The sequence below is a fragment of the Streptomyces sp. NPDC090127 genome (assembly GCF_044746945.1).
GTDB lineage: Bacteria > Actinomycetota > Actinomycetes > Streptomycetales > Streptomycetaceae > Streptomyces.
In genome coordinates, this window is the sequence record NZ_JBIVDE010000003.1 from 587,426 (window position 1) to 600,419 (window position 12,994).

Sequence of the window (12,994 nt, forward strand, 5' to 3'; positions counted from 1 at the left end):
TCCTAGGAGGTCTCGGCGAGCACGGAGGCGTCGGCGTCCTTCGTGTCCCTGGCGCTGTCGCCCGCGCCGGTTCCGCCGGCGTCGTCGGCCTCCGGGGCGAACCTGCGGGGCGCCGCCGGGATCATCATCGGCGTGCCGGTCTCCGGGTCCTCGATGATCCGGCAGGGCAGCCCGAAGACGTCCTCGACGAGGTCGGCGGTCATGACCGAGGCCGGGTCGCCCTCGGCGGCGATGGTGCCGCCGGGACGCATCACGATGAGGTGGGTGGCGTACCGGCAGGCCTGGTTGAGGTCGTGCAGGACCGCCACGACGGTGTGGCCCTTGCGGGCGTGCAGCTCGGCGCAGAGGTCGAGGACCTCGACCTGGTGGGCGATGTCGAGGAAGGTGGTCGGCTCGTCCAGCAGCAGGATGGAGGTCTGCTGGGCGAGGACCATGGAGAGCCAGACCCGCTGCCGCTGACCGCCGGAGAGGTCGTCCACCGGACGGTCGGCCAGCTCGAGCACCCCGGTCTGACGCATCGCCTCGACCACGGCCGTCTCGTCCTCGGCGGACCACTGCTTCAGCAGGCGCTGGTGCGGGTACCGGCCGCGCGCCACGAGGTCGCCGACGGTGATGCCGCCGGGCGCGCTGGAGGACTGCGGAAGCAGCCCGAGCCGGCGGGCGACCTCGCGCGAGCGGTACGTGGCGATGGCGGCGCCGTCGAGATAGACCTGCCCGGCCCTGGGCTTGAGCATCCGGGCGAGCGCCGTCAGCAGCGTCGACTTGCCGCAGGCGTTCGGTCCGATGATGACCGTGAAGGAGTGGTCGGGGATGTCGACACTCAGCTCCGTGGCGACGGTCCGCTGGTCGTAGGAGAGCGTGAGGTCCTCGGCGCGCAGCCGGGGGCCCGGGGAGTTCGTTCCAGTCATGCTCGGCTCTTTCGCGACTCGGTGATCAGCAGCCAGATGAGGTAGACGCCGCCGACGGCGCCGGTCGCCGTGCCCACGGGCAGCAGCGCGGGGGCGAACACCCGCTGCACGACGAGGTCGCTCACAGCGAGCAGGACGGCGCCCATGAGCGCGGCCGGCAGCAGCGCGGGTCCGGAGGAGCGGGTGAGTCTGCGGACCACCTGCGGCGCGGCCAGGGCGATGAACGCGATGGGTCCGGTGACGGCGGTGGCGAAGGCGGCGAGGGCGACGCTGATGACGAAGAGGATCGTGCGGGTCCGCGTCACGTGGACGCCGAGGGCCGTCGCCGTGGCGTCGCCCATCTCGACCATGGCGAGCCGGCGGGAGAGCAGGAGGGCCGGCGGCAGCAGGACGGCGAGGGCGAGCCCGATGGCGTTGGCGTGCATCCAGAGCCGGTTGCCGAGGCTGCCGATCAGCCACGCCTGCGCCTCCTGGGCCTCCTGGAAGGTCGCCCGGGTGATCAGGTACGAGTTGACGGCGAGCAGCAGGGCGCTGACGCCGATGCCGATGACGACCAGCCGGAACCCCTGCAAGCCCCGGCCGATCAGCAGGAGATGGACGACGAGGGCGGTGGCGAGCCCGCCGATCAGGGCGCCGATCGCGATCTGGGTCATGCTGCCGTGCAGCACGATGATGACGACGAGCGCGCCCACGGCCGAGCCGTTGGTGAAGCCGATGATGTCGGGGCTGCCGAGGGAGTTGCGGGTGAGGCTCTGCAGGATCGCGCCGCTCACGCCGAGGGCCGCGCCGACGAAGACCGCGGTCAGGATGCGCGGCATCCTCAGGGTGTTGACGACGAAGTCGGCGGCCCCGGAGCCGTTGCCGGTCAGGGCGCCGACGACCTCGCCGACGGTGAGCGGGAAGTCTCCGGTGGTCAGCGTGACGGCCATGACGACGACGAGCGCGACGAGCAGCAGGACGGTCACGGCGACCGTACGCCCCTGGAGGCGCAGCGAGAGGCCGCCCGCTCCGACGCGGACGACCCGGCCGCTGATCACACGGGGGGCGGGCGGGGCCTGGAGGGTGGAGCCCTTCGACTCCCGTACGGCGCTCACAGCATGACCAGCTTTCGACGGCGGCACAGCGCGATGAACAGGGGCGCGCCGATGAAGGCGGTGACGATGCCGACCTGCACCTCGCCGGGGGCGCCGAGGACCCGGCCCAGCACGTCCGAGCCGATGAGGAGGACCGGGGCGAGCAGTGCCGAGTACGCGAACACCCAGCGCTGGTCGGCGCCCGCGAGGAACCGGGCGACGTGCGGAACGGCCAGTCCGACGAAGCCGATCGGCCCGGCGGCGGCGGTGGCCGCCCCGCACAGCAGCATCACGGCGACGGCCGCGAGCACGCGGGTCCGGCCGACGTGCACGCCGAGGGCGCGTCCCATCTGGTCGCCCATGGCCAGGGCGTTGAGGGAGGGGGCCAGCAGGAAGGCGACGAGCAGGCCGACGACGACGAACGGCAGCATCAGCAGCACGATGTCGTAGTACCGGCCGGACAGGGAGCCCACGGTCCAGAACCGGAACTGGTCGAACGCCTCCGGGTCGAAGAGCAGCACGGCCCAGTTGAAGGCGTAGAGCACGGCGGTCACCGCCGCTCCCGCGACCACGAGCCGGTCCGGGGTGGCCATCTTCCGCCCGGAGGAGCCGAGGACGTAGACGCCGATCGACGCGGCGGCGGCGCCCGCGAGGGCGAACCAGACGTAGCCGAGCGGCGCGGCGACGCCGAGGAACGCGATGGCCACGACGACGCCCGCCGAGGCGCCCAGGTTCACTCCGAGCAGGCCCGGGTCGGCGAGCGGGTTCCGGGTCAGGGCCTGCATCAGGGCGCCGGAGAGGCCGAGGGCCATACCCACGAGGAGACCGAGGACGGTCCGGGGGATCCGGTAGTCGTGGACGATGATCGAGGCTTCCGAGCCGTCGGGCGCCCACAGGAGGTGCCAGATCGAGGTGAACGGAATGCCTCGCGTACCGACCCAGACGCTGACCAGCGAGACGAGGAGGAGGGCGCCGAGGGTGAGGACGAGGCCGAGGCCGCGCAGGGCCACCGCGGCCCGTCGGGCCGCGGGCGCGACGCCACCGGCGGGCTCGGTCTCGGTTCCGGGCGCCGCCCGGGTTTCGACGGACAACGACCACTCCCCTGGCGGCGGACTCGAGCGCCCCGCGAGCCGCGCGAAGCGTTGAACATGGGCGTGTGGCACGCGAGATGGCACACCCCGGAATGAAACTTAGGTGAGCCTAACCGTACAGTCGGGACCGGGTCAACGCGAGGGCGCGTCCCCGCTGGTCCCACACGCTGCGAAGATGACCTCCGAGGCCCCACGCACCCTTGGCACCAGCCATGTTTAAGGTAGCCTTACCTAACTACCCAGCCCCTTTTCTGTGGAGGATCCGCATGCCCGCTGGAGGACCAACGGGGGGCTCCGTCCTCCGCAGAGCACTCGCCGATCAGCGCCGCCGTGTCGCCACGGCCTCGTTCCTCGGTATGGCGCACCAGGCGTGCGAGGCCCTCGTCCCGGTCGTCATCGGTCTGGTCATCGACCAGGCGGTGGCGACCGGCGCTTCGGGCGCCCTGCTGCGCTGGCTCCTGGTACTCGCCGGTCTCTTCCTCATCCTGTCGACCTGCTACCGCAACTCCGCGCGGCTCGCCGAGGGCGCGGGCGAGGCGGCCGCGCACCGGATCCGACAGGACCTCGCCGCCCGGGTCCTCGACCCGCGGGGCGGCGCCGACACCGGCCGGCTGCCCGGCGCCCTGACCGCCGTCGCCACCGGTGACGCCCGGCGCGTCGGTTCGGTCGCCTCCGCCATGCCGTACACGCTCTCCGCGATCGCCGGTCTGGCGGTCAGCGCCGTGGCGCTGCTGCGGATCTCCGTACCGCTCGGCCTGCTGGTCCTGCTCGGTGTCCCGCCGCTGCTGTGGCTCGGCCATGTCATCAGCCGGCCGCTGGAGCGGCGCAGCGAGGCCGAGCAGGAGCACGCCGCGCACGCCTCCGGCGTCGCGGCCGACCTGGTCGGCGGGCTGCGCGTGCTGAAGGGCATCGGCGCCGAGGCGGCCGCGGTCGCCCGGTACCGGGAGACGAGCCGGAGTTCGCTGGCGGCCGCCCTGCGGGCCGCGACCAGCCGCGCCTGGCACGACGGCGCGATCCTCGCCCTGACGGGCATCTTCATCGCGGCCATCGGTCTCGTCGGCGCGCACCTCGCGATGAGCGGCAGCATCACCGTGGGTGAGCTGGTGGCGGCCGTCGGCCTCGCGCAGTACCTCCTCGGCCCGTTCCAGCTCCTCACCTACGTCAACGGCGAGTTCGCCCAGGGCCGCGCCTCGGCCGAGCGGATCGCCGAGGTCCTCGCCTCGCCTCCGGCCGTCGCGGCCGGTACGGTCGCGCTGCCCGACCGGGTCGCCGGCCGGCTGAGCCTGCGCGGGGTCACCCAGGGCGCCCTGCGCGGGGTCGACCTCGACATCGCCGCCGGCAGCCTCGTCGGGGTGGTCGCCCGCGACGCGGCCGCCGCCAACGACCTGCTGCTCTGCCTGGGCCGTGAACTCGACCCGGCCGCGGGGACCGTCGAGCTGGACGGCGTACCGCTGACCGACCTCGGCCCGGCCGACGCGCGCCGCGCGATCCTGGTCGCCCACCACGACGCGGACCTCTTCGAGGACAGTCTCCTCGCCAACGTGCGGGCCGGTGCCGACGGCGACGGTACGGACGGACCGGACGTGGGCCCGGCGCTCGCCGCCTCGGCCGCGGACGACGTCGCCCAGGCGCTGCCCGAGGGCGTGGACACCGTGCTCACCGAGCGGGGCAGGTCGCTCTCCGGCGGCCAGCGCCAGCGCGTCGCGCTCGCCCGCGCCCTGGCCGCCGACCCTCCGGTGCTCGTGGTCCACGACCCGACCACCGCCGTCGACACCGTGACCGAGGCCCGCATCGCGGCCCGCCTGCGGGACCTGCGCAAGGGCCGCACGACGGTCCTGGTCACCACGAGTCCCGCCCTGCTGGCCGGTACGGACGTCGTGATCGTCCTCGACGAGGGCCGCGTGGCCGCCGAGGGCACCCATCCGGAGCTGGTCGCCGCGCACGCGTCGTACCGCACGGCGGTGCTCGCATGACGGGCGCTCAGGACCCTCAGAACTCCCAGAACTCGCAGGGCACGCAGGACTCGCAGGGCACGCAGGGCACGCAGGACTCTCAGGACTCTCAGGACTCTCAGGACCGAGACGTGAAGGACGAAGGACGGACGATGAGCGGACCCGGCACGCCCGAACGCGAGCTTCTGCCCACCGCCACCGGCGCCCAGACCTTCGCCGTCGTCCGTGAACTCCTGCGCCACCACCGGCTCCTCGCGGTGACCGCGCTCACCGTCCTCGTCGTCGGCACCGGCATCGGGCTGCTGACCGCGCCGCTGCTCGGCCGCATCGTGGACCTGGTCGTCGACAAGAGCGGCGCGGGCGCGCTGACCGTGCCGATGCTGCTCCTGCTCGCGGTCGCCGTCGCCCGTGGCGTCGCGACCGCGATCGGCAAGTCCCTCGTGGCCCGGCTCGGCGAGACCATCCTCGCGGACCTTCGGGAACGGTTCATCGCACGGGCCCTGCGGCTGCCCCTCGAACGGGTCGAGCAGGCCGGTTCCGGTGACCTGACCTCGCGCGTCACCGGCGACGTCACGCTGATCGCGAAGGCCGTACGGCAGGCGCTCCCGGAGTTCGCCGGCGCCTTCCTCACGATCATCCTGACCCTGGTGGGCCTGACCGTCCTCGACTGGCGCTTCCTGCTCGCCGTGCTGGTGGCCGTCCCGGTCCACGTCCTCACCGTCCGCTGGTACATCCCGCGCGCCGCGAGCATCTACGCCGCGCACCGGGTGGCCACCGGCGCCCTCCAGCACCAGCTGCTCGACAGCGTCGGCGGGGTGCGCACGGTGCGGGCGTTCCGGCTGAACGGCCGGCACGCCGACCTCCTGGAGCAGCGCTCGCAGGCCGCGGTGGGTCTGGCGGCCCGCGGCATGCACCTCGTCTCGGGCTTCTTCTCCCGCCTGAACATCGCCGAGTTCATCGGTCTGACGTCGATCCTGCTCACCGGCTTCTTCCTGGTCGACGCGGGTTCGGTGAGCATCGGTACGGCGACGGCGGCGGCGCTCTACTTCCACGGCCTGTTCAACCCGATCAACGCGGCGCTCTTCCTCATCGACGACGCCCAGTCCGCCGGGGCGAGCCTCGCCCGGCTCGTCGGCGTGTCGAGCCTGCCGACGGAACGGGAGACCGACGAGTCGGCCGCCGCGCCGGTGGACGGGTCGGTCACGGTCTCCGGCCTCGGCCACGCGTACGTGGACGGCCACCCGGTCCTGACCTCGGTGGACCTGACGGTCCGGGCCGGCGAGCGGGTGGCGCTGGTCGGCGCGAGCGGCGCGGGCAAGACCACGCTCGCGAAGCTCATCGCGGGCGTCCACGACCCGGCGTCCGGGACGATCCTGCTGGGCGGTGTGGACTCCCGCGAGCTGGGCCCGGCCGGCGTCCGGCGGGCGGTCACCCTGATCAGCCAGGAGGTCCACGTCTTCGCGGGCCCGCTCTCCGAGGACCTGCGGCTGGCCCGTCCCGGGGCGAGCGACGAGGAGTTGCGCGCCGCGCTGACCCGCGTCGACGCGCTGGAGTGGGTCGACGGGCTGCCCGACGGGCTGGCCACGATCGTGGGCGAGGGCGGCCACCGCCTCACGGTGACCCAGGCCCAGCACCTGGCCCTGGCCCGGCTGGTCCTCACCGACCCGCCGATCGCGATCCTCGACGAGGCCACCGCCGACGCCGGCAGCGCGGGCGCCCGTGTCCTGGAGACGGCCGCGCTGCGCGCCCTGGAGGGCCGGACGGGCCTGATGGTGGCCCACCGCCTCCCCCAGGCGGCGACCGCGGACCGCGTCGTCGTCCTGGACCAGGGCCGTGTCGTGGAGACCGGCACGCACGACGAACTCGTCGCCGCGGGCGGCCGTTACGCCGAACTCTGGTCGGCCTGGTCCGACAGCCGCCGCGAGCCCGCGGTACCGGCGTGACCCGAGCCCCCTCGCAGCCCCGCCCCACCCCGCAGCAGGGGCGGGACGGGGCTGCGCCGTCCCTGGGTCAGCTCTCGGCGGTGGCCAGGAACTGGGTGGCGGCGAGTTCGGCGTAGAGCGGGTCGGCGGTGACGAGTTCGCGGTGGGTGCCCACGGCACGTACCCGGCCCGTGTCCATGACGACGATGCGGTCGGCCATGGTGACGGTCGAGAGCCGGTGGGCCACCACCATCACGGTCGTCGTGCGGGAGACGTCGGCGACGGTGTCGCGCAGCGCCGCCTCGTTGACGGCGTCGAGCTGGCTCGTGGCCTCGTCGAGCAGGAGCAGGCGGGGGCGGCGCAGCAGCGCGCGGGCGATCGCGACGCGCTGACGCTCACCGCCGGACAGCTTGGTGCCGCGGTGCCCGACCAGCGTGTCCATGCCCTTGGGGAGCCGCTCGACGAGACCGTCGAGCCGGGTGGTGCCCAGCACGCGGTGCAGGTCCTCCTCGCCGGCGTCCGGATGGCCGAGCAGGAGGTTGTCGCGGAGGGTTCCGGAGAGTACGGGCGCGTCCTGCTCGACGTAGCCGATCGCGGAACGGAGCAGGGATATCTCCCACGCGGCCAGGTCGCGGCCGTCGAACGTGATCCGTCCGGCGTCGGGGTCGTAGAACCGCTCGATGAGGGAGAAGACGGTGGTCTTGCCCGCCCCGGACGGGCCGACGAAGGCGGTCATGCCGCGCGGCGGTACCTCGAAGCTCACGCCGTGGTGGACGTACGGCAGATCCCGCGCGTACCGGAACCGGACGTCCTCGAAGGCCAGCGCGGCGGGTTCGGCGCCGGGTGCGGGCAGCGGCGCAGGCTCGGCCGGCGGCTCGGCGGGCAGCCGCAGGGCCTCGCGGATCCGGGCGAGGGCGGCGGCGCCGGCCTGGTACTGGGTGACCGCGCCGACGACCTGCTGGATCGGGGACATCAGGTAGAAGACGTACAGCAGGAACGCGACCAGAGTGCCGACGTCGATCGCGCCGGTGGCGACCCGGGCGCCGCCGACGGCGAGCACGGTGATGAACGCGATCTGCATCGACAGGCCGGCCGTGTTCCCGGCGAGGGCCGACCACTTGGCGGCGCGTACGCTCTGACGCCAGGACTCCTCGGCGGCGGCGTGCACGGCCCGCTCCTCGCGGGGCTCGGCGCCGGACGCCTTGATCGTGCGCAGGGCGCCGAGGACGCGTTCCAGCGAAGCGCCCATCGCTCCGACCGCGTCCTGCGCCTGCTTGCTGGCCTTGTTGATACGGGGCACGATCGCGCCGATCACCGAACCGGCGCCGAGCACCACGCCGAGCGTGACCGCCAGCAGGACGGGGTCCACCAGGCCCATCATCACCAGCGTCGCGACCAGCGTGAGCCCCCCGGTGCCGAGACCCACGAGCGAGTCCGTGGTGACCTCGCGCAGCAGGGTCGTGTCGGAGGTGACGCGGGCCATCAGGTCGCCGGGTTCGCTGCGGTCCACGGCGGCGACGCGGAGCCTCAGCAGGTACGACGACAGGGTGCGCCGCGCGCCGAGGACGACGGACTCGGCGGTGCGCCGCAGGACGTACCCGCCGAGCGCGCCGATCCCCGCGTTGGCGAGGACCAGGACCGACATCAGCAGCAGGGCGCCGGTGATGGGGCGGTCGTCGGAGAGCGCGTCGATGAGGTGTTTGGCCACCAGCGGCAACGCGAGCCCGGTGGCTCCGGTGACCAGGGACAGCAGCGCCCCGCCGAGCAGCGTCCAGCGGTGCGGCCGTACGTATCCGAGGAGCATGCGCCACGCGGGCGTGGGCGGTTCGTCGGGTGGGGTCGGTGGGACGGACTCTGCGGTGGTGGCCACGCGTTCTCCTCGTGGTGCTGTGTCGCCGGCGGCATCTCCATGCAGACGCGCCGAGGGGCGCGAGGGTTGAGGGCGCCGACCGCCCTCGCTCCTCGGTCAGTCCACGCGGCCTTCCCACGCGCGCGTGAACAGTGTGGGCAGGGGGCCGGAGGGGACGGCGGCCAGGTGGGACGTCGACCTGTGGTCCCGGGCCAGCGGCAGCAGCCCGAGCTTCGACACCTCGATCGGGAGACGCGGGGGCTTGCGCTCCTGCCAGGCGCCCGGCAGGAAGAGGGAGCGGCCCGCTCGGGGCCGGACGGCGCGCAGCACGCGTCCCGAGGCGCCCAGTTCGGCCTGCGCCTCCTTGAAGCGCGTGGCCTTCCACCCGGTCCACGCCTTGACGTTGCGGTCCGACGGGTCCGGCAGGGCGAGCAGCATCAGATGGAGCGCCGCGGCGTCCTCGCTCAGTCCGTACGTCTTCGCGCACTCCGCGACGAGGTGCGGCACGGAGCGCGCCGGGTCCTGCTCCCAGCCCTGGGGCCGCTCCCCGTCGGTGGCGAGGTGCTCCCCGAGCGCGGCGAAGTCGTCGCTCAGCAGGAGCCGCAGGTCCGCGAGGCCCGGCAGCCCGGACAGGGTGGGGAGCCACTGGGAGGGCAGTACGGAATCGAGGTACGCGTCCAGCGTGTCCAGGAGAGGATCGTCGGCCCCCTTGAGCGCGGCCGGGTCCACCCGGATGTGGCGTACGTCGTACACCGGGTCGGCCTCCTCCGTGACCGCCGGATGCGCGGCGAGCGCCTCGGTCGAAGGGGGCGGACCCATCAGGTAGTTGCTCTGGAGGGAGAAGACGGTGAGCGGTCCCGTGGCCGACGCCATCTCCTCGCGCAGGCGGGAGACGGCCGCGCCCACCACGGGGCGCAGCGGATCGCCGGCCTGGGTGCGGTAGGCGATCCAGGCGGCCGTCCTCGGGAGCGCCAGGACCTGGGGCTCACCCAGCAGGGCCGACCGGTGGGTGTCGAGACAGTGCGCCCCGGTCGCGAGGCGGCCGAGCAGCGCGGGCAGTCGCAGGTGGGGCCACCAGGCCCGGGAGTCCCGGCTGTGCACACGGTGGAGGGCACGCTCGCCCTTGGGCAGGAGGGTGTCCTTGGTGGCGGAGATCAGCAGCGCCGCGGGTACGGGCAGGGGCGCGCCCAGCTCGTGCGCCCACCACTCGGCGGCGCGGTCGACGTCGGGGCCGGTGGTCCACAGCTGTTCGGGGTCGTCGGGGAGGAGCTTGTCGTAGAGCGTCGTGACGAACCTGGGGGCGAGTGCGGACGCCAGTGCGCCGGCGGCCTCGTCCGCTTCCTGCCGCCGGATGTTCCAGGGCTCCATGTCGGCGCTGGGGTGACGGGAGAGGAAGCCGTCCTCGTCTTCGAGTTGGTGCGGCGCGCAGGGGACGTGCGCCATCAGCAGAACGGTGGCCTCCGCCACGGTGAGGCCGAGCCGCGCGGCGAAGGCCTCCGCGAGCTCGGGGCGGGCGGGCGCCGGACCACGCTCGCGGTACAGCTCGGCGAAGCGCGCGAACCAGGCGCCGGGACGGACCGGCTCCAGCACATGGGCGCGCGTGAGCTTCAGGCCCGCGGGGGCCAGTGGACCGTCTTCGGAGAAGGAGCCGTCGGGGGCGTACTCCCACAGCATCCGGTGGGACTTGCCACCGCCCAGGACGACGGAGGCGGACGTCGCCGTGCGGAAGACCTTCCCGGGGAGGGGCAGCTGGACGTCCGTACCGTCCTCGGGCGCCTCGCAGCGGCCGATCCGCCAGCGGCCCGGTTCCCCGGCGAGGAGGGGGTGGGCGGCGTACGCCCGCAGCGACCGGTCCGTCCGGCCGCCGGCCCTGGCGGAGACGGCGCTCAGGGCGAGCGGCGCGGCGCAGGCGTGCGTGTGACGGAAGCTGTTGTCACGGGGAAGGTTGTCGAACGTGGCGTCGGGCCGCGCCGGATCGCCTCCCCAGACCGTGGTGCCGTGCTCGGCGAGCCGCACCAGCCGACGGCTCATCCGGACGTCCGGATCGTCCGACTCCGCCTCGGGCGAGGGCGACTGCTCGGACGTCGGACGGTCCTCCTCCGGGGTGAAGCGCCGGACCAGCCGCTCGAGCCCGTCACGGCAGTTCGCGGCCATGACCAGGGAGCGTGCGGCCAGGCTGTGGATCGGTTCGCCCAGCTGCGGCAGTGCTTCCAGGATCGGTCCGCGATTGACCCCTCGTACGCCCTCGTCGTCGACGTGGTACGGCTCGAGCCTGGCCACCAGCTCCTCCACCTGCTCACGTGTGACGGTGTCGGGCAGTTCGGCCATCAGCAGCGGCATGACGTCCACCGCCGCGAACTCCGCGGCGGCGTCCGCGTCCTTGAGGAGCAGCTCCGTCGCCACGCCCACGTGCGCGTAGCGGCCGAGCAGCAGGATCAGCTCCTCGAAGTCGACCCCGGCGCGCAGCCTCGCCCGCTCACGGTCGGACCAGGCGCGGATCTCCTCGTGCCCGATCGGGTTGTCGAAGAGCGCGGGGATCTGCTCCCAGCCCTTGGTGGCCTGCGGCTGGTACCACCTGTTGGTCGCCTGGCTCCCGGTGGTCATCTCCAGGTCGGCCCGCACCCGCGCCCGCAGTTCGCGGGCGAAGCGCGCGTCGGCCCGCAGGTGCTCCAGCTTCGGCCGGCGGACGAGGTGGAGGTGGTACAGCTCCGAAGGGCCGAGGAGCGCCGGCGGGTCGGCGACCGGGGCGCCGTGCTCGAGGAGCAGGTCGACGAGGTCGAGAGGGGTCCTCCTGTCGGTCCGCCGGGCGAAGGTGTCGTACGAGAACTCGACGGGGACACCGTCGGCGGCCAGCCGCGGCGCGATCCTCTCGGCGATCTCGTACATGACCCGCCAGGGACCGTTCCGCTGGCTGTTCACATCGACGCACTCGGACAGCCAGGCGGCGGCCTCGCCCGCCGGCAGCCCGTCGGCCTCACCACTGAGCAGGGCCAGCGCACCGCTGCGTTCGAGCAGTTCCCGCCACAGCTTGGAGTTCTCGCTGAACCACCTGGGCCGCAGCTCCAGCACCTGACGCACCGCCTCGGGGGCGTGATCGCCGAGGAGGTCCATGGCCGAGCCCTTGAAGCAGTCGGTCCAGAACTTCTCGTCGGTCAGGGAGATGGCGCCGATCGCGCACACCTCTCCGAGCAGCGTGGCCAGTTCCCTCTCGGGTTCGAGACCGGCGGCCCGGGCGATCTTGCGTACGTCGGCGGCCAGCTGCGGGTACAGCTCCCCCGAGGCCTGGACGCGGCGGATGACCACGCGGCGGAAACCGGCGAGGTCCGCCGCGGTCGCCGCGCCCTTGACGGCCAGGTCGCGGGCCCAGGCACGGAGGACGGTGGCGGAGAGCGCCTTGCCCTCGGCGTACGCGAGGTAGCGGCCCGCCAGCCACTCCCGGTCGACCTTGCGCGCCTGCGTCCGCTCGCCCGTGCGGGCCCGCCCGAACCAGGCGGTGGCTGTCTGCCGCTCGCCCTTCCGCAGGGCCAGGTCGGCCAACTCGTCGAGGAGGGTGACCAGGAGCGCCGGAGCCGACTCCTCCAGGTCGTGCAGGATCACGTCGATGTCCCCCTTGAAGAGGAACCTCCACCCGCTCGTGCGGTCCCGCAGGGAGACGAGCTTCTGGGCGGCCAGTGCCTCCAGGCCCGGGTGCGCGGCGACGACCCGCTCGGGGAACGGCAGATCCCCGCCGGAGGGGTCCGGTATGCCCGTGGAGAAGCAGCCGTCCGGTTCCCAGTGCTCGGCGCGCATCAAGCGGTCGCGGTACGGGACGAGGTGCTCGGGAAGCACCAGGGTCAGCGTGCGGCCGTCGAACCCGGTGTACGTACGCGCCCACAGGCCGCCGTCGCCGGGATCGTCGGCGAGGTCGACGGCCTCGGACTCCAGGGCCTCCCGCCAGAGCGGATCGGCGTCGGCGAGCGCGCTCGGGACGCGCACCCCGGCCTGCGCCCACCCACGCGCCTGCCGCCGGCACAGCTCACGCTGCTCCTTCAGCCGCGTCCATGTCCTGAGCAGCAGGCCGAGGTCCGGTGTTCCGGAGAGGGGTTCGGGGACGCTCTTCAGCCTCCGCCCCCGCGGATTGCGGTAGACGACCTCCAGGTCGTCCGTCAGTTCCGCGGTGTATCCGTCGTTCTCGACACGCGTGCCCATGTGCCCGTCTC

The 12,994-nt window shown here is 73.5% G+C and carries 7 protein-coding genes; 2 read left to right on the forward strand and 5 right to left on the reverse strand.

What is annotated here, in order from left to right; all coding sequences use genetic code 11:
* Positions 1-2: 2 nt before the first annotated feature.
* The 3 genes from ACIPPS_RS13655 to ACIPPS_RS13665 are packed head-to-tail and all read right to left on the reverse strand — an operon-like array spanning position 3 to position 3,072.
* Positions 3-908: an ABC transporter ATP-binding protein gene (locus ACIPPS_RS13655; RefSeq protein ID WP_401430580.1), complete on the reverse strand. Its 906-nt coding sequence runs from the start codon at positions 906-908 to the stop codon at positions 3-5.
* Positions 905-2,002 (reverse strand): FecCD family ABC transporter permease, encoded by a 1,098-nt coding sequence (locus tag ACIPPS_RS13660; RefSeq protein ID WP_401430582.1) that lies wholly within the window; start codon positions 2,000-2,002, stop codon positions 905-907. Before ACIPPS_RS13660 ends, ACIPPS_RS13655 begins: the two co-directional genes overlap by 4 nt.
* Positions 1,999-3,072 carry a FecCD family ABC transporter permease gene (locus tag ACIPPS_RS13665; RefSeq protein ID WP_401430584.1) on the reverse strand — a complete coding sequence of 358 codons (1,074 nt, stop codon included), beginning with the start codon at positions 3,070-3,072 and terminating at the stop codon, positions 1,999-2,001. Before ACIPPS_RS13665 ends, ACIPPS_RS13660 begins: the two co-directional genes overlap by 4 nt.
* 266 nt (positions 3,073-3,338) lie before the next feature.
* Here ACIPPS_RS13665 and ACIPPS_RS13670 point away from each other — a divergent pair, with 266 nt between their 5' ends.
* Positions 3,339-5,045: an ABC transporter ATP-binding protein gene (locus tag ACIPPS_RS13670; RefSeq protein ID WP_401430586.1), complete on the forward strand. Its 1,707-nt coding sequence runs from the start codon at positions 3,339-3,341 to the stop codon at positions 5,043-5,045.
* Between the two features lie 131 nt (positions 5,046-5,176).
* Positions 5,177-6,967 carry an ABC transporter ATP-binding protein gene (locus ACIPPS_RS13675; RefSeq protein ID WP_401430588.1) on the forward strand — a complete coding sequence of 597 codons (1,791 nt, stop codon included), beginning with the start codon at positions 5,177-5,179 and terminating at the stop codon, positions 6,965-6,967.
* A 67-nt stretch (positions 6,968-7,034) separates the two neighbouring features.
* Here ACIPPS_RS13675 and ACIPPS_RS13680 read toward each other — a convergent pair whose 3' ends face one another.
* Both ACIPPS_RS13680 and ACIPPS_RS13685 read right to left on the reverse strand, forming a co-directional pair.
* Positions 7,035-8,750 (reverse strand): ABC transporter ATP-binding protein, encoded by a 1,716-nt coding sequence (locus ACIPPS_RS13680; protein ID WP_401431418.1) that lies wholly within the window; start codon positions 8,748-8,750, stop codon positions 7,035-7,037.
* 162 nt (positions 8,751-8,912) lie between these two features.
* Positions 8,913-12,983: a hypothetical protein gene (locus tag ACIPPS_RS13685; RefSeq protein ID WP_401430590.1), complete on the reverse strand. Its 4,071-nt coding sequence runs from the start codon at positions 12,981-12,983 to the stop codon at positions 8,913-8,915.
* Positions 12,984-12,994 lie beyond the last annotated feature (11 nt).